Here is a 15,873-nt window from a genome sequence, read left to right on the forward strand (position 1 = left end):
TCACGCACAAAACACGTACGCAATACGGACCGCGCACGCGCAACAATTCGAACTACAGACGGGAGGGCAGCAATGGATTCGACCATCGTCGGGGCGGTGCTTCTGATCATCGTGATCGTGCTGGCGGCGCAGACGCTCAAGATCGTGCCGCAGCAGCATGCGTGGGTGCTGGAGCGGCTTGGCCGCTATCACCGCACGTTGACGCCGGGCTTGAGTTTCGCGTTTCCGTTCGTCGACCGGATCGCTTATAAGCACATCCTCAAGGAAATCCCGCTCGAAGTGCCAAGCCAGGTCTGTATCACGCGCGACAACACGCAGTTGCAGGTGGACGGCGTACTGTATTTTCAGGTCACCGACCCGATGAAGGCGTCGTACGGGTCGAGCAATTTCGTGTTCGCGATCACGCAGTTGTCGCAGACCACGCTGCGTTCGGTGATCGGCAAGCTCGAACTCGACAAGACGTTCGAAGAGCGCGACTTCATCAACCACAGCATCGTGTCCGCGCTCGATGAGGCCGCCGCGAACTGGGGCGTAAAGGTGCTGCGCTACGAGATCAAGGACCTGACGCCGCCGAAGGAAATTCTCCACGCAATGCAGGCGCAGATCACCGCCGAGCGTGAAAAGCGCGCGCTGATCGCGGCGTCGGAAGGGCGCAAGCAGGAGCAGATCAACATCGCGTCAGGCGGCCGCGAGGCGGCGATCCAGAAGTCGGAGGGCGAGCGGCAGGCGGCCATCAACCAGGCGCAAGGGCAGGCGGCGGCGATTCTGGCGGTGGCGGAAGCCAACTCACAGGCGATTCAGAAGATTGCAGCGGCGATCCAGTCGCATGGTGGGATGGAGGCGGTGAATCTGAAGGTGGCCGAACAATATGTGAACGCGTTCGGCAATCTGGCGAAGCAGGGCACCACGCTGATCGTGCCGGGCAATCTTGCGGAGATGAGTTCGATGATCGCGTCGGCGTTGACGATCGTGAACAAAGGGAAGGGCGTATCGGACATGCGCTGAGCGCTTTTGTCCTTGCCGAAAAAAATGGCCCGCTGAAGAATCGGCGGGCCATTTTTTGTTGAATTACTGCTTTGGAAAGCAAGGCGGCAAACAAAGCGCGGCAAATCCGCGCATCATGCGACGCCGATCAGATCATGTCGGCGAGCGCATCAGGCGCGCCTTTTCGCGTTCCCAGTCGCGCTTCTTTTCGGTCTCGCGCTTGTCGTGCAGCTTCTTGCCCTTCGCCAGACCGATCTCGCATTTGACGCGGCCGCCTTTGTAATGGAAGTTCAGCGGCACGAGCGTATAGCCGCGCTGCTCGACCTTGCCGATCAGTTTGCTGATTTCCTCGCTATGCAGAAGCAGCTTGCGCGTGCGCACCGGGTCCGGGTTGATGTGGGTCGAGGCTTCGGGCAGCGGGCTGATGTGCGTGCCGATCAGGAACAGTTCGCCGTTACGGATCACCACGTAACCTTCCTTGATCTGGCCGCGCCCGGCGCGCAGCGCCTTGACCTCCCATCCTTCGAGCACGAGCCCTGCTTCATAGCGTTCTTCGACCGAGTAGTCGTAGAAGGCTTTTCTGTTGTCGATGATGCTCATGAATGGAAAGTGCCCAACTCGTTTAAAATCACGATTTTAGCAAAGCGGGGCAAGGAAAGCCCGCGGCGCTTGTCCACCCTTGCCACGTGCTGTTCAATTTATGGCGGATGTCCAGAAAACCGTGTTAATCCGCCATTCGGCGGAACAGATGTTCGACCTCGTCACCGACGTCGCCGATTACCCCAACTTCCTGCCGTGGTGCGGGGGAGTCGAAATCCGCCGCCAGGACGAAACCGGCATGGAGGCGAAGATCGATATCAACTTCAAGGGCATCAAGCAGCATTTCGCCACCCACAACAGCATGGAGCGGCCCACGCGCATCGACATGGAATTCGCGGACGGCCCGTTTCGCAAATTCACCGGTTTCTGGCGTTTCACGCCGCTGCGGGCCGATGCCTGCAAGATCGAATTCGCATTGCACTACGAATTCACCAACGTCATTCTCGAGAAGATCATCGGGCCGGTGTTCAGCCACATTGCCAACACCTTTGTCGAGTCATTCGTGAAGCGCGCCGATCAGCGCTACGGTAAGGCATGAGCGCGCGCTTGTCGATTGAAGTCTGCTACGCGCTCGCCGATACGCAGACGCTGATCGCCATCGAGTTGCCCGAAGGCGCCACGGTGCAGCAGGCGCTCGACGCGAGCGGCATCCTGCAGCGCCACCCGCAAATCGATCTGACGAAGCAGAAGGTCGGCGTGTTCGGCAAGGTCAAAACACTGGATACGGTGCTCGCCGACCACGACCGGGTTGAGATTTACCGGCCGCTTCTGGTGGATCCGAAGGTGTCGCGTCAGCGGCGCGTCGAGAAGACCCGCAAGGCGGGTTCGATCGAAGGCCGCCGCTGGCAGAACAAGGATTCGCGCTGAGTGCATCCCGTGGCGCGCTTCAGCCTGTACTTCGGCCTGTACTTCGGCTGTAGCGCGCTAACCGGTTCGCGTGAACCGCGGCCATTGCGCGATGCCGGCGCGCCTGCGCAAACCTCAGTGCGCCGAAACCTGTGCCTTCTCCTCGATCGAGGGCTCGCCGGACGAATCGTCGCCGGCATGCTGGCGCACCGACCAGCTCACCCCCGCCACCAGCAGCAAAATCGCCGCCGTTTCCAGCGGACGCGGGAGCCGCTGGTCGTAGATGAACGCGTAGAGCAGTGCGAACAGCGTTTCGAACACGATCAACTGACCGGACAGCGTCAGCGGCAAGCGCTTCGACGCGGCGTTCCACAGGCCGTTGCCGAGCCACGAAGCGCCGATCGCGAGGGCCAGATTCAGCACCCAGAAGGTGTGCCAGCGGTTGTCCGCAAGCGTGCTTTGCAGGCTGCCGGACGGCAGCACGGCGACCACCAGCCACAGGGCGGCGCCGAGCGCGCCGGTTATCACGCCCCATAACACAGACCATTCGTTGCCGCTGAAATGTGTCTGGCGTTGCAGATAGCGGGCGTTTTCGACCGCGAACCACGTCCAGCAAGCCAGCGCGCCGACCGCGCAGGCGAGGCCGGCCAGCTTCGTGACGATGCTCACCGGCGTGCTGTCCGCCACGGTAAACACGTCGACGTTGATGCACGCGATGCCCGCCATCACCATCGCCAGCGGCCACGCGAGGCGCGCGAGCGGCACGGCGCCGTGGTCGCGCCGGCCGAGCAGCGTCACCGTGACCGGCAACACGCCGACGATCAGCGACGCCGGCGCGATGCCGACCATATGGACGGCGGCCGTCAGCAGCAGGTAATAGAGCAGGTTGCCCGCCAGAGCCAGCTTGACGAGCGCGCCGAGATCCTCGCGGGTCAGGCGTTTGACGAGCGAGCGCGCCATCGGCAGCGCGGCGGCCAGCGAGACGACGCCGTACATCGTGTAGCGGCCGGCGCTCAGCAGCAGCGGCGAAAAATCGGGCAATACCCGCGGCACCAGAAACACCATGCCCCATAAGGCCCCGGCCATCACCCCATATGCCACGCCGCGCTGCATCGACTGCCCCTGCAAAAAACTGGAATGGTGCGGAGAATAGCCGGTTGGAGGGCGGCGCGTCTTGTTTGATTCTGCATTCGCGGCCGGATTCCGTCGTATTCAGCGGCGTGTGGCCGCCCCGATTCGGCGCGAGCGCCGGAGCAAATTCCGGCGCTCACCCCGGCTGGCGGCTCGCCGCCTGCGAACGCACAAACGAAATCCGATCGAACCCGAGCCGAACAGGCAAGCGAAATCGAAGTGCCTGAAGTCACGAAAAGTCACGAAAAAAATCGCCTGAAATTCGCTAAGCTGCTGTTCGTGCAGTGAAAACCGGGGAGGTATCGCGTATAATTCGCTTTTGCGCCTATAGGATTTGCCATGCGTCTGATCCAAACAGCACTCACGTTCGATGACGTGCTCCTCGTCCCGGCCTACTCCGATGTTCTGCCGCGCGACACCAGCCTCAAGACCCGGCTGACCCGCAACATCTCCCTGAATATGCCGCTCGTGTCCGCCGCGATGGACACCGTCACCGAAGCCCGTCTCGCGATCGCAATGGCGCAAATGGGTGGCGTGGGCATCATCCACAAGAACCTCACGCCGGCCGAGCAGGCGCGTGAAGTCGCCAAGGTCAAGCGCTTCGAATCGGGCGTCGTGCGCGATCCGATCACGGTTCCGCCGCAAATGAAGGTGCGCGACGTGATCGCGCTGTCGCGCCAGCATGGCATTTCGGGCTTCCCGGTCGTGGAAGGCGCGCAACTGGTCGGTATCGTCACGAACCGCGACTTGCGTTTTGAAGAGCGTCTGGACGAGCCGGTGCGCAATATCATGACGCCGCGCGAGCGCCTCGTCACTGTCAAGGAAGGCACGCCGCTCGCCGAAGCCAAGGCGCTGATGCACAGCCACCGCCTCGAGCGCGTGCTGGTCGTCAATGACGCCTTCGAACTGCGCGGCTTGATGACCGTCAAGGACATCACCAAGCAAACCGAGCACCCGGACGCATGTAAAGACGAACACGGCAAGCTGCGCGCGGGCGCGGCGGTCGGTGTCGGCGAAGACAACGAAGAGCGCGTGGCGCTGCTGGCGCAGGCGGGCGTCGACGTGATCGTCGTCGATACGGCGCACGGCCACAGCAAGGGCGTGCTCGAGCGCGTCAGGTGGGTCAAGCATAATTTCCCGCACGTCGAAGTGATCGGCGGCAACATTGCGACTGCCGCAGCTGCGAAGGCGCTGGTCGAGTACGGTGCGGACGGTGTGAAGGTCGGTATCGGCCCGGGCTCGATCTGCACGACACGGATCGTCGCCGGCGTCGGCGTGCCGCAGGTCACTGCGATCGCCAACGTGTCCGAAGCCTTGAAGGGCACGGGCGTGCCGGTCATCGCAGACGGCGGCGTGCGCTTCTCGGGCGACATCAGCAAGGCGCTGGCAGCGGGTGCGAATGCCGTGATGATGGGCAGCATGTTCGCCGGTACTGAAGAAGCGCCGGGCGACGTGTTCCTGTATCAGGGCCGCCAGTACAAGTCGTACCGTGGCATGGGCTCGGTCGGCGCGATGAAGGACGGCGCGGCGGACCGCTACTTCCAGGACAACTCCGCAAACATCGACAAGCTGGTGCCGGAAGGCATCGAAGGCCGCGTCGCCTACAAGGGCTCGGTCAACGCGATCCTGTTCCAGCTGATCGGCGGCGTGCGCGCCAGCATGGGCTACTGCGGTTGCCGCACGATCGCGGAGATGAACGACAAGGCCGAGTTCGTGCAGATCACGGGCGCGGGCTTGCGCGAGTCGCATGTGCATGACGTGCAGATCACCAAGGAAGCGCCCAACTACCACGTGGACTAAACGCGAATGAAGCCATTGCTGCGCGCTGTACTCATCCTCGATGCCTTGCTGTTGCTTGCGTTCGGCCTGCTGTTTCTGCTGACGCCCTGGACTTCGCTGTACAACGCGCTGCAACTGGTGCAAACCCAGCCGGCTCTGGCCGGCCAGGGGTTCGGCGTGGCGCTGATCGGGCTCGCGTGGCTTGCGTTGCATGCGTCGATCGACGGTGCGCTGACGTCGACGGTCGCCAAGGTAGTCGGGCATGTGAACTGGCTGACCGGCGTGTTGATGCTGGTATGGCTGCTCGGCTTGCATACGCCGGCGTTGACCGGCTTTGGGCAGATCGTCGCGGTGCTGACCGGTGTAGTGCTGCTGCTGATCGGCCTCGGCGGCGTGCGTTTGTCAGGCGCGGTGCGGCGTCGCGAGAAGGTGCGGCTGGCTGAGGCCGCCGCTACCGGGCGCGCCGAGCGGCAGGCCGCGAAAGATGCAGCCAGAGATGCCGGCAAAGAGACAGTCAAAGATGCAGGCAACAAGCGCGAACCCGGTCGTGTGACGGCTGAATTTTCGGCCTATCGCGCGGAGCCGGTGGTCGAGCCTGTCTTGCCGGCGACGCGCCCCGTCAATCCAGTTTCGGCGGCGCCGGTTCATCCGGTGGTCGACGAACCTGGTCTGACGGCGTCGGAGCGAGCTGCGCGGGCTGAAACCGCCGCCGCGCGCGACGAGGCCCGTAACGCAGCCGCCGATGCACCCGGCGCGCCCCGGCCGCCGTTTCATGGCTGACGCGCTCAGCGCCAAACCGTCTGCCGAAGCTACCGGATCGTTCGTGCGCGCCGCAAGTGAGTGCGCCTGCGGTGCTGAACATCTGGACGCGCTTCATCGTTGCGCTTCATGCTCGACGGTCCGCCAGGCGGACCGCTTTGAATTCAACGCCGCGCTTCGTGCGCGGCATCCCGTATCCGTTCACTTTTGACTCCGTCCGCTGCCATGCATGACAAGATCCTGATCCTCGACTTCGGTTCGCAAGTCACCCAACTGATTGCACGTCGCGTTCGCGAAGCCAACGTGTATTCGGAAATTCATCCCTACGACGTCGATGCGTCGTTCATTCGCGACTTCGCGCCGACGGGCGTGATCCTGTCCGGCGGGCCGAGCTCGGTCACCGAAACGGATACGCCGCGCGTGCCGCAAGCGGTGTTCGAACTCGGCGTGCCTGTGCTCGGCATCTGCTACGGCATGCAGGCGATGGCCGAGCAACTGGGCGGCAAGGTCGATATCGGCCACCTGCGCGAATTCGGTTATGCCGAAGTGCGCGCGCGCAACCATACGAGCCTGCTCGAGGGCATCAGCGATTTCACCACGCCGGAAGGGCACGGCATGCTGAAAGTGTGGATGAGCCACGGCGACAAGGTGCTGGAAATGCCGCCGGGCTTCGCGCTGATGGCGTCGACGGAATCGTGCCCGATCGCGGCGATGGCTGACGAAAAGCGCCATTTCTACGGTCTGCAATGGCACCCGGAAGTCACGCACACCGTGCAGGGCCGCGCGATGCTCGAGCGCTTCGTGCTGCAGATTTGCGGCGCCAGGCCCGACTGGGAAATGGGCCATTACATCGACGAAGCGGTCGCGAAGATTCGCGAGCAGGTCGGCAGCGAGCATGTGATTCTGGGCTTGTCGGGCGGCGTGGATTCGTCGGTGGCGGCGGCGCTGTTGCATCGCGCGATCGGCGATCAGCTGACCTGCGTGTTCGTCGACCATGGCCTCTTGCGCCTGAACGAAGCCGAGCAGGTGATGGCGACCTTCGCCGATCACCTCGGCGTGAAGGTGATTCACGTCGACGCGAGCGAAGTGTTCCTCTCGAAGCTGAAGGGCGTCACTGACCCGGAAGCGAAGCGCAAGATCATCGGCGCGGAATTCGTCGAAGTGTTCCAGGCTGAAGCCGGCAAGCTCACCGACGCGAAGTGGCTCGCGCAAGGCACGATCTATCCGGACGTGATCGAATCGGCCGGCAAGGGCAAGAAGGCAACGCAGACGATCAAGAGCCATCACAACGTGGGCGGCCTGCCTGAGACGCTGAATCTGAAGCTGCTCGAGCCGTTGCGCGAACTCTTCAAGGATGAAGTGCGCGAACTCGGCGTCAAGCTCGGTTTGCCGCCGGCGATGGTGTATCGCCATCCGTTCCCGGGCCCGGGTCTGGGCGTGCGGATTCTCGGCGAAGTGAAGCGCGATTTCGCCGACCTGTTGCGTCGTGCGGATGCGATTTTCATCGAGACGCTGCACACCTTCATCGATAAGGAAACCGGCAAGTCCTGGTACGATTTGACGAGCCAGGCGTTCGCGGTGTTTCTGCCGGTGAAGAGCGTCGGCGTGATGGGCGACGGCCGCACTTACGAGTACGTCGTCGCGCTGCGCGCCGTGCAGACGCTGGACTTCATGACTGCGCACTGGGCGCATCTGCCGCATGAATTGCTGGGGCATGTGTCGAACCGGATCATCAACGAAGTGCGCGGAATCAACCGGGTGGTGTACGACATCTCGGGTAAGCCGCCGGCAACGATCGAGTGGGAGTAGGGGCTCCTGAAATTCTCTTTAAAATCAAAATTCTACGGTGGGTGGTGAATAACGCACGCCCAGTTCTAAATTGGCCGGTGCAGGTTTGTAAGCCTTTGAGAAATATGGGAATTCTAAAAGTGCATCCGCACCTGCTGCGAGCCCGGGCAACCGCAATTTGACGATATTTCTGACGGTATACGCAGGCAGCACGCGGAGGGGCTCGCTTAATACCGTCAGCGGTACCGACGGTATCTTTGACGGTATCTGGGCGATGCTGCAGACGCTTTGGCTTGTCTGCTTGCGGATCGTGGCACGAGGCCCTGATTGCGGCGGTGTTGAGCGCACGAACAGGGGACGTCGCGCGCATTGCGACCGGAAAGTAGCAAAGCCTTCACCATATGCACGGTCTTATGCGGCGCTTATTCAACATGAATGTCGATGCGGAGCTCGAACCGGTCGTGGTTTCTTGATCCGGGCCTGCGCGCTTCGGTTGCGTGGGGTCTGCGCCAACTGTGGTCGGTTGCCTGTCCAGCAGTCTTCCCTGAATTCATCACATTGTCCGCGACTGTAGCCCGCGACCGTGCGCCGTCAAGGCGCGCCGGGCTGTCCTCGGCGGCGCCTGCGCGCCGCACCCACCCGGCGCTTCTTTCCTTGACGGCACCCGTCCGCGCGCTCCTGGCCGTCGCGGACGATGAACTTAGGAAAGGCGGTGGTTCCGGCCCTCGCTTCTGGCGCGCGATGACGTGATAAGACTCCTGCCGCGACCTTCAAGGGCTGACATTAAGCCGCTTGATGCGGTGCTCGCCGGCGACACTTATCGTCCCTGCGGAGGTTTAAGAACAGTACCCTTCGGCATCCGAAGCGCTTCTTTACAGCGCCTGCAGTTGCTCGAACCCCAGAGCCTCTTGAGGAATCCAGCGGCCTGTCGCCCATACGCTCGCCAGTTCGTTTCCAAGTGTGCTACCCAGCCACGTGATCGCTGATCGCGACGCGGAGGCGGCACAGTCGGCCTTCTCGCGCCGACGACCGTGGGACAGCAGCCACTCGTACCACTCGACAGCGGGTAGGACTTCGGGCTCATCGGCGGCGACGGACCGATTGAACTCGAGCGGGATGCCAATGCCCTTGGGGTCCAGGTCACCCAAGTACAGAGCGCCGGAGCCATTCACCTCGTGCAGCACTTGGCCTAGCGCCGCACCCGTGCTTCGGAACGCTTCACCCGCGCCGTAAACAATGGCCGCATATCGACGTGCGCGCTGATTCCACTCGCCAAAGCTCCAGTATCCGTACTTTTGTGTGCAATGAACTCGAAGGATCATCATGCTACTGCAATTGTTACCCGACTTTGCCACGCTTCAGCGCTGGAACGAGTATGGCGGTACTGGTGATCGTATCTCTCACGAATCATCTTGAAATGCTAGGTCTTCGCGGTTTATGAAACTGTTCGGGCACTGATCGTCCTCCGTAGCCATGTCGTTTGGCGGTAATGTAATCTTCGTGCTACATTAATGGAGTTAGAGACTTATCAAGGTAGCAAAATGCCAACCCCTCACGCTTCTTCGGCCGGCGTCAGGCGGGCGCTGCGTAAATTGGGCGCCGATATTCACGATGCGCGCCGCCGCCGCCGGTTGACCATGGCGGTGGTTGCCGAGCGGGCCTTCACGTCGAGAGCAACTCTGCAGCGCGTCGAGGGGGGTGATCCGGGCGTTAGCATCGGCATCTATGCGGCCGTGCTGCAAGCGCTTGGGCTTCTGGATGGACTACTGGAGGTTGCCGACGCTGCCCGGGATACAGTGGGGCAGTCGCTGGCAACCGCGGCATTGCCGCAGCGCGTCCGGCTGCCCCGTAGCGGGGGGACGGGTGGCCATGGCTGATGTCGAGGTGTATATCGATCTCGACGGCACGCCGCGGCCAGTGGGGCTGCTCAGACGCCATGCGTCGCGTCGGGAAGAAACGGTCACGTTCGAATATGACGAGACCTGGCTGGCCGACGACGAGCGCTTTTCGATTGAGCCGGCGCTGGCGTTGACGCGCGGTGTCTTCCCATCGCAGCCTGATCAACCCATCTTTGGTTCGATCGGCGATTCGGCGCCGGATACCTGGGGGCGCCGCCTCATGCAGCGCGCGGAGCGTCGACAAGCCGAACGAGAAGGACGGCGCGTCCGCACGCTCGGTGAACTGGACTATCTGCTGGGCGTAGCTGATGAAACGCGCCTGGGCGCGCTGCGATTCTGCTGGAGCGGAGAAGACGAATTCCAGGCGCCCGTGCCCGCCGGTGTCCCCGCGCTGATCGAATTGGGGCGGCTGCTTCAAATCACTGAGCGCATCCTGCGGGACGAGGAAACCGATGAGGATTTGCAACTGATCTTCGCGCCTGGGTCGTCACTCGGTGGCGCACGTCCCAAGGCCTCGGTCATCGACCAGTACGGCCATTTGTCGATTGCCAAATTCCCGAAGGAGACCGACGAATACAGCATTGAGACCTGGGAGGAAATCGCCCTGCGATTGGCTGAACGCGCCGGCATTTCCACCCCGCATCATGAACTGCTCCAGGTAGCGGGCAAGCCTGTGCTGCTGTCGCGTCGCTTCGATCGCTCGGGGAGCATTCGCATTCCCTTTCTCTCGGCTATGTCAATGACGGGGTCGCGGGACGGTCAACGCGGCAGTTATCCCGAACTGGTTGACGCACTGACACAACACGGAGCGAAGGCGCGGGCCGATGCTGCGCAGTTATATCGACGCGTGACGTTCAATGTGCTGGTTTCCAATGTCGATGACCATCTGCGCAACCACGGCTTCCTGTGGGCGGGGCGCGATGGGTGGGTGTTGTCACCGGCCTATGACCTCAATCCCACGCCAACCGATGTTAAGGCGCGCATCCTGACGACTAACATCGATCTCGACGAGGGAACGTGTTCGGTCGGCCTCCTTGAAAATGCGGCGGAGTTTTTCGGCTTGTCGCTGAAACAGGCTCGGGCCACGATGCGGGAGGTGGCTGACGTGACCCAGACATGGCAAGCGGTTGCCGAGGAGGTCGGTTGCAGGCGAGCGGAGATCGCACGCATGGCGAGTGCCTTCGAGCACGATGATCTTTGCGCTGCATTGCGGTTGTGACCGGTATCGAGGACCGCGTTCGAAAGAGCCTGACGGTATTGGTGGCGGTATCGCCGGGGAGGTGTCTCGCCCGCCTTGGCGCGGGAGAAACTGTTGGACGCTCGGCGAAGGCCGGGCGATCAGGACCTCCGACGCGGCGTCCAACTTCGGTAGCCGACCCGGAGCGGCCTTTCGCATGGGGCTGTCCGTCAAAAGGCTGTGACCGGTCATCTGCGACCGTTCGCTCACGCTTCCACAGACGTTCGAGCGTCGGCTACGGCCAGACAGCGGACCGTCGCACGACGACGGTTGCCGGCGCAGAAGCGGTGCGCGGTCCTACGTGATATGAAGACGAAATCGTTTGACGTGGCGCTGCTTAAAAGCAGTGTTCCGGCGCAGGGAAGCATTTGTTCTTCACCGCCTCGATATAGGCGCGGATCGCTCCTTCGATGCTCGACTGCCCGTCCATGAAGTTACGCACGAAGCGAGCGGTTTTGCCGGGGAACACGCCCAACATGTCGTGCATCACGAGCACTTGACCCGAACAGTCCGGACCGGCTCCAATACCAATTGTCGGGATGTCTAGCATCTCCGTCACCTCCTTGCCTAGTGAGGTCGGAATGGCCTCAAGGAGGAGGAGAGATGCGCCTGCTGTCTGCAGTGCCATAGCATCGGCTTTCAATTGCTCTGCGTCTTCCGCTTTTTTACCCTGTACCTTGAAGCCACCGAGTCGATGCACGGACTGCGGCGTCAAGCCCAGATGAGCGAAAACTGGTACACCACGTTCAGTGAGAAATTTCACGGTATCGACCAGCCAGGCTCCCCCTTCGAGTTTGACCATATGCGCACCTGCCTGCATGAGTTTCACCGCGTTGTCGAATGCAGACTGCGGAGTTGCATAGGTACCGAATGGCATGTCCGCGGCCACCAATGCAGATCGGTTCCCTCGGGTGACAGACGCCGTGTGATAAGCAATATCCGCAAGTGTGACCGGCAATGTCGTGCTGTGCCCCTGCAACACGTTGCCCAGTGAATCCCCTACCAGCATCACATCAACGCCACAGCGGTCCATCAGCGAAGCGAAGCTGGCGTCGTAGCAGGTCAGCATCGCAATCTTTTCGCCTGCACTTTTCATATTCAATAGTGAAGGCGCGGTGACCACTTTGCTGCGCACGGTGCTTTGGCCTTCTTGAAGATATCCAGACATATTCATTACTCGATGTTGAAGAAGTTCACACTTGTAGCGTGTTTGCCGAGCTGCCAAAGAGCAGGTCGAGTTCATGCCACGTTCGACTGAGTTCAAGTTGTCATCGCCTGCCGCTGAAGTTCAGAGGGCCTCGATAAAAGACTAAGTCGCGCGCGCCGGATTCGAAGCAACACTTTATGTTCGCTTTTGAAACGTTGACTGAGTGCTTCAGGCCGGTATTGCACCTATGTCAACGGGCTGAGTGCGGCTCCATGCCGGAGTTCGTCGAGACCACTGAACCATCTCGCCAAGCTGGACTGGCTCCGGTCCACCTGGTCCTACTTCTCCAGCTTGTCGTGCATCACCATGATCGTTTGTTGCATCAGTGCACAAAGCGTTTCACGGCCGTCTTTGACAGCGAATACCTCTGCCTGAGTGACGATTAGCGTACGGCCGGGGCGGACAACCTGGCCACGGGCGATCAGGATTTCGCCGTCGGCCGGAGCGACCAGATTCATCTTGTATTCGACAGTCAATACAGACGCACTGGCCGGCACCAAGGTCATCGCAGCGTAGCCGCCTGCGGAGTCGGCAATCATACCCACCACGCCGCCATGTACGAAGCCGTGCTGCTGCTCGACACCACTCCAAACTGGTAGGTGAATTTCGGTGTGGCCGTGTTCAATTACGGGCAGAGTCGCCTGGATCAACGTCATCGCATTCTGGCGCATGAAGCTGGCGCGAATGCGTTCGGCGAAGAGGGAGTCGGGTATATGTGCCATAAAGGGGATTGTATTGGTAAATTCCATATCATCGCGCGACGCGAGCGGCTCCAATGCCGATGACGCGACCGACAGCTCAGCGGACGCATGTGGCGATTGCTTTTGTTTGGCGCACTCGGGTAAGTCACTCTTCTTGCGCCAGCCGCACGAGGATGTCGGCAAGGACACGAATCTTCGGCTGGGCCGCACGTTGAGATGGATATACCAGAAAGTACGACGCACCGTTTCGCACTACCTCGCGAAACGGCGTCATCAGGGAACCCACATTAAGTTTTTCTTGCGCCATGCGTGGATCGCCGATTGCAACCCCATGACCTTCTGCTGCGGCAGTGAGCGTCAATTCAAGTGTATCGAATACAAGCCCCTGTCGAGCATTGATGTACGTCGCCCCGACACCATCAAGCCAACCACGCCATTCCGCATAACCAGGTCCAGGATGTAGCAACGTCGCGTCCGCAAGATCAGCGACCGATCTGAGAGACGCAGCCAATGCGGGTGTGCACATCGGCGTGAGCGTCTCGGCAAACAGCGGTACCGCTTCTACGCCCGCCCACTGTCCGGTGCCACGCACGACAACGGCGTCGACATCTGGCGCGGTGAAATCCGGCATGTCGTCAGCGGATGTCGAGATGCGCAGCTCAGTGCCGCCCAGCGCATTGTTGATTTCTGCCAGCCGCGGGAGCAACCAGCGAATCGCAAACGTGGACGGTAACCGCAGCGTAATCACCGACGTCGCGCCATGCTGAATTGCAGCATGCTGAACGAGTTGCGTCAGCACGTGGACTGCCACCGTGAGCAGCGTGTTCCCCTCTGCTGTCAATGCCAGCCCCGACGCGTGACGCACGAACAGCGCACATTGATAGTGCGCTTCCAGTTGCTGGATCTGCCGGCTGACCGCTCCCTGCGTGCGGCACAGATGGTCTGCGGCCTTGCTGACGCTGCCGAGAGACGCCGCAGCGACGAACGCCTGAAATCCAGCTAGCGACGGCAGCGGGCGGGTCAGATCGGCCAGCGGGTATGTTCCGGTTGCATACCCCGCTTGCGGATTTTTCGATTGTTCGGTCATCGGCGCGTCGCTATCGTGTTTCAACCAGGGGCGTGCTCGTTTGACCGGGCCGCATCTTTAACGAATTATCGGAGGTTACTGTGGTGTCGTCGCCGGAACTACTCTATACGCAGCAGGTTCGCACCTACCTCAAAGAGTTGGAGCGCGGCGACGTCGCCGCGATCTGCGCCCTGTTTGCACCGGACGCACAGATTTTCTCGCCGTTTCTCGGTTGGATGCAAGCTGCACCGTTCTTTGCCAAAGTCAGCGAAGCATCGGGAGAGAGCACGATCAGGCCTATCGACATCTGCGTGAGCACAACGGGCGCTCGGCGTGCGACGGGTTACTTCATCTACGATTGGGTGCTGAAAGACGGCTCCGCGGCGAGCTTCGAGTGCGTCGATGTGTTCGAGTTCAGCGCCAACGGGCTGGTCGAGCGCATGATAATTGTGTACGACACTTATCCTATCCGCAGCACTGTCGGCGATAAGTACGCGTAGTTTGCCGACTAGTCGTTTACTCGATCATGTCTCTGGTCGAACCGCTGAATTGTGCGTTTTGCCGCGCATACAACGCGGTATTCCGCATCTTTAGGCTGCACCTAATCCCCGCTTTCGAACAATCAAATTCCAACCTGTTTTTGATGTCGGCAACCTGCGCTCTACCTCGTGAACGAACGCGAGGCGACACTCAGGAACGATAGCCGAGACCTGTTCGTTCCTGCATCGAAGCCTGCTCTTGGAGATGGTTATGAACGGCCGGAAAGGATTGGTTAAATTAGGTGCGGCACTCAGCATGGGCGGAATGGCTCTGGCCTGTTCGGCCACTGCGGACGCAAGCGTTGTGGTGGGAGTGGCCGGTCCGATGACGGGGGAGTACGCATCGGGGGGCGACCAGTTTCGCAAAGGCGCGGAACAGGCGGTGAAAGACATCAATGCGGCAGGTGGTTTGCTCGGGCAGCAACTCGACCTGGTCGTCGGTGATGACGTCTGCGATCCCAAGCAGGCGGTTTCCGTCGCCAACAGTTTCGTCAACAAGAAGGTGGCGTTCGTCGATGGCCACTGGTGCTCCAGTTCCACGTTGCCCGCGTCAGATGTCTACAACGACGCGCAGATTCCGCAGGTGACTGTGTCGACCAACCCCAAAATTACGGAGCGCGGCATTAAGGGGATTTTCCGTATCACGGGCAGGGACGACCAGCAGGGAGAGGTCGCGGCGGACTATATCGCCGCGAACTTCAAGGGCAAGAAAATCGCCGTTATTGATGACAAGACGGCGTATGGCGGCGGTCTGGCGGACGAGATTGCAAAAGATCTAGCGGCGAAGCAGACACCCGTGGCGCTGCGCCAGTCGATCGCGGCCGGTGAAAAGGACTACTCCGGTTTGATCAGCAAACTGAAGGCGAACGGCATTCAGATTCTTGCTTACGGCGGCTACTACCAGGAAGTCGCACTGATTCTGCGGCAGGCGGCGCAGGCAGGGCTCAACGTGACGGTCCTCGGCGGCGACACGCTGACGAACAATGAACTGGTGACTGCCGCAGGGCCGGAAATCAACAAGGTCCTGTTCACCTTCCCGCCCGACCCGCGTAAGAGTGCCGCAGCCGCAAAGGTGGTGGCGGCGTTTCGCGCGCAGAAGATCGAGCCGGAAGGCTACATGCTGTACTCGTATGCCGCCATGCAGGTTTTCGCAGAGGCCGCGAAGAAAGCCAACTCCACGGACTATGCGGCGATCGTGAAGCAGCTTCACAACGCATCGTTCAGCACGGTAGTCGGCCAGGTGGATTTCGACGCGAAAGGCGATCTGAAGAGCCCCGGCTATGTGGTCTACCGCTGGAAAGGCAACAACTACGACTATGTAAAGTGAAGCGTCCTGTC

General features: G+C 61.1%; 16 protein-coding genes. 10 read left to right on the forward strand and 6 right to left on the reverse strand.

From position 1 onward, the window contains the following. The first annotated feature begins 72 nt into the window (after nucleotides 1–72). A complete protein-coding gene (locus tag AC07WT_RS07495) occupies nucleotides 73–1,005 on the forward strand; it encodes an SPFH domain-containing protein (protein WP_494946582.1) in 933 nt (310 codons plus the stop codon). 132 nt (nucleotides 1,006–1,137) lie between these two features. On the opposite strand, the gene smpB is transcribed toward AC07WT_RS07495, so the two are convergent. Continuing rightward, nucleotides 1,138–1,584 carry an SsrA-binding protein SmpB gene (gene smpB, locus AC07WT_RS07500; RefSeq protein WP_115101181.1) on the reverse strand — a complete coding sequence of 149 codons (447 nt, stop codon included), beginning with the start codon at nucleotides 1,582–1,584 and terminating at the stop codon, nucleotides 1,138–1,140. Nucleotides 1,585–1,684: 100 nt separating this feature from the next. Between smpB and AC07WT_RS07505 the strand changes: the two genes are divergently transcribed. Both AC07WT_RS07505 and AC07WT_RS07510 read left to right on the forward strand, forming a co-directional pair. Further along, complete coding sequence (locus AC07WT_RS07505; RefSeq protein WP_494946583.1) at nucleotides 1,685–2,122, forward strand: type II toxin-antitoxin system RatA family toxin; 438 nt, start codon at nucleotides 1,685–1,687, stop codon at nucleotides 2,120–2,122. After that, entirely contained in the window at nucleotides 2,119–2,451 is a 333-nt protein-coding gene (locus tag AC07WT_RS07510; RefSeq protein ID WP_492590354.1) for an RnfH family protein, read from the forward strand. Before AC07WT_RS07505 ends, AC07WT_RS07510 begins: the two co-directional genes overlap by 4 nt. Nucleotides 2,452–2,565: 114 nt before the next feature. Here AC07WT_RS07510 and AC07WT_RS07515 read toward each other — a convergent pair whose 3' ends face one another. After that, nucleotides 2,566–3,543 carry a DMT family transporter gene (locus AC07WT_RS07515; RefSeq protein ID WP_494946584.1) on the reverse strand — a complete coding sequence of 326 codons (978 nt, stop codon included), beginning with the start codon at nucleotides 3,541–3,543 and terminating at the stop codon, nucleotides 2,566–2,568. 357 nt (nucleotides 3,544–3,900) lie between these two features. Here AC07WT_RS07515 and guaB point away from each other — a divergent pair, with 357 nt between their 5' ends. The 3 genes from guaB to guaA all read left to right on the forward strand — a co-directional run bounded on the left by guaB (nucleotide 3,901) and on the right by guaA (nucleotide 7,908). Continuing rightward, nucleotides 3,901–5,361, forward strand: coding sequence for an IMP dehydrogenase (gene guaB / locus AC07WT_RS07520; RefSeq protein WP_494946585.1), 1,461 nt, complete (start codon nucleotides 3,901–3,903; stop codon nucleotides 5,359–5,361). Between the two features lie 6 nt (nucleotides 5,362–5,367). Continuing rightward, nucleotides 5,368–6,120 carry a hypothetical protein gene (locus AC07WT_RS07525; protein WP_494946586.1) on the forward strand — a complete coding sequence of 251 codons (753 nt, stop codon included), beginning with the start codon at nucleotides 5,368–5,370 and terminating at the stop codon, nucleotides 6,118–6,120. Nucleotides 6,121–6,324: 204 nt separating this feature from the next. Then, complete coding sequence (guaA, locus tag AC07WT_RS07530; RefSeq protein ID WP_492590350.1) at nucleotides 6,325–7,908, forward strand: glutamine-hydrolyzing GMP synthase; 1,584 nt, start codon at nucleotides 6,325–6,327, stop codon at nucleotides 7,906–7,908. Between the two features lie 851 nt (nucleotides 7,909–8,759). Here guaA and AC07WT_RS07535 read toward each other — a convergent pair. Continuing rightward, complete coding sequence (locus AC07WT_RS07535; protein ID WP_494946587.1) at nucleotides 8,760–9,212, reverse strand: hypothetical protein; 453 nt, start codon at nucleotides 9,210–9,212, stop codon at nucleotides 8,760–8,762. A gap of 216 nt (nucleotides 9,213–9,428) precedes the next feature. Between AC07WT_RS07535 and AC07WT_RS07540 the strand changes: the two genes are divergently transcribed. Beyond that, a complete protein-coding gene (locus AC07WT_RS07540; RefSeq protein WP_492590348.1) occupies nucleotides 9,429–9,764 on the forward strand; it encodes a helix-turn-helix domain-containing protein in 336 nt (111 codons plus the stop codon). Next, complete coding sequence (locus AC07WT_RS07545) at nucleotides 9,757–11,004, forward strand: type II toxin-antitoxin system HipA family toxin (RefSeq protein ID WP_494946588.1); 1,248 nt, start codon at nucleotides 9,757–9,759, stop codon at nucleotides 11,002–11,004. Before AC07WT_RS07540 ends, AC07WT_RS07545 begins: the two co-directional genes overlap by 8 nt. A 355-nt stretch (nucleotides 11,005–11,359) precedes the next feature. On the opposite strand, the gene panB is transcribed toward AC07WT_RS07545, so the two are convergent. The 3 genes from panB to AC07WT_RS07560 all read right to left on the reverse strand — a co-directional run bounded on the left by panB (nucleotide 11,360) and on the right by AC07WT_RS07560 (nucleotide 14,017). Then, the gene (panB, locus tag AC07WT_RS07550) at nucleotides 11,360–12,190 is read right to left on the reverse strand and encodes a 3-methyl-2-oxobutanoate hydroxymethyltransferase (RefSeq protein ID WP_494948391.1); all 831 of its coding nucleotides are present in this window, start codon (nucleotides 12,188–12,190) and stop codon (nucleotides 11,360–11,362) included. 317 nt (nucleotides 12,191–12,507) lie between these two features. Then, nucleotides 12,508–12,951 carry a PaaI family thioesterase gene (locus AC07WT_RS07555; protein WP_494948392.1) on the reverse strand — a complete coding sequence of 148 codons (444 nt, stop codon included), beginning with the start codon at nucleotides 12,949–12,951 and terminating at the stop codon, nucleotides 12,508–12,510. Nucleotides 12,952–13,075: 124 nt separating this feature from the next. After that, nucleotides 13,076–14,017 (reverse strand): LysR substrate-binding domain-containing protein, encoded by a 942-nt coding sequence (locus AC07WT_RS07560; protein ID WP_494948393.1) that lies wholly within the window; start codon nucleotides 14,015–14,017, stop codon nucleotides 13,076–13,078. 80 nt (nucleotides 14,018–14,097) lie between these two features. On the opposite strand from AC07WT_RS07560, the gene AC07WT_RS07565 reads away from it, so the two are divergent. Together AC07WT_RS07565 and AC07WT_RS07570 are read left to right on the forward strand one after the other, a co-directional pair. Next, on the forward strand, nucleotides 14,098–14,496 hold the full coding sequence (locus AC07WT_RS07565) for a nuclear transport factor 2 family protein (protein ID WP_494946589.1): 399 nt from the start codon (nucleotides 14,098–14,100) through the stop codon (nucleotides 14,494–14,496). A 244-nt stretch (nucleotides 14,497–14,740) separates the two neighbouring features. Beyond that, nucleotides 14,741–15,862, forward strand: a complete 1,122-nt coding sequence (locus AC07WT_RS07570) for a branched-chain amino acid ABC transporter substrate-binding protein (RefSeq protein WP_494946590.1) — start codon at nucleotides 14,741–14,743, stop codon at nucleotides 15,860–15,862. Nucleotides 15,863–15,873: the final 11 nt, after the last annotated feature.

The organism is Paraburkholderia sp. GW821-FHT02A12, from assembly GCF_059422005.1.

What these genes read in the sequence shown, in the direction of transcription:
- AC07WT_RS07495 (WP_494946582.1), top strand. Translation starts at nt 73, where the DNA reads ATGGATTCGACCATCGTCGGGGCGGTGCTTCTGATCATCGTGATCGTG.
- smpB (WP_115101181.1), bottom strand. Translation starts at nt 1,584, where the DNA reads ATGAGCATCATCGACAACAGAAAAGCCTTCTACGACTACTCGGTCGAA.
- AC07WT_RS07505 (WP_494946583.1), top strand. Translation starts at nt 1,685, where the DNA reads ATGGCGGATGTCCAGAAAACCGTGTTAATCCGCCATTCGGCGGAACAG.
- AC07WT_RS07510 (WP_492590354.1), top strand. Translation starts at nt 2,119, where the DNA reads ATGAGCGCGCGCTTGTCGATTGAAGTCTGCTACGCGCTCGCCGATACG.
- AC07WT_RS07515 (WP_494946584.1), bottom strand. Translation starts at nt 3,543, where the DNA reads ATGCAGCGCGGCGTGGCATATGGGGTGATGGCCGGGGCCTTATGGGGC.
- guaB (WP_494946585.1), top strand. Translation starts at nt 3,901, where the DNA reads ATGCGTCTGATCCAAACAGCACTCACGTTCGATGACGTGCTCCTCGTC.
- AC07WT_RS07525 (WP_494946586.1), top strand. Translation starts at nt 5,368, where the DNA reads ATGAAGCCATTGCTGCGCGCTGTACTCATCCTCGATGCCTTGCTGTTG.
- guaA (WP_492590350.1), top strand. Translation starts at nt 6,325, where the DNA reads ATGCATGACAAGATCCTGATCCTCGACTTCGGTTCGCAAGTCACCCAA.
- AC07WT_RS07535 (WP_494946587.1), bottom strand. Translation starts at nt 9,212, where the DNA reads ATGATGATCCTTCGAGTTCATTGCACACAAAAGTACGGATACTGGAGC.
- AC07WT_RS07540 (WP_492590348.1), top strand. Translation starts at nt 9,429, where the DNA reads ATGCCAACCCCTCACGCTTCTTCGGCCGGCGTCAGGCGGGCGCTGCGT.
- AC07WT_RS07545 (WP_494946588.1), top strand. Translation starts at nt 9,757, where the DNA reads ATGGCTGATGTCGAGGTGTATATCGATCTCGACGGCACGCCGCGGCCA.
- panB (WP_494948391.1), bottom strand. Translation starts at nt 12,190, where the DNA reads ATGTCTGGATATCTTCAAGAAGGCCAAAGCACCGTGCGCAGCAAAGTG.
- AC07WT_RS07555 (WP_494948392.1), bottom strand. Translation starts at nt 12,951, where the DNA reads ATGGCACATATACCCGACTCCCTCTTCGCCGAACGCATTCGCGCCAGC.
- AC07WT_RS07560 (WP_494948393.1), bottom strand. Translation starts at nt 14,017, where the DNA reads ATGACCGAACAATCGAAAAATCCGCAAGCGGGGTATGCAACCGGAACA.
- AC07WT_RS07570 (WP_494946590.1), top strand. Translation starts at nt 14,741, where the DNA reads ATGGTTATGAACGGCCGGAAAGGATTGGTTAAATTAGGTGCGGCACTC.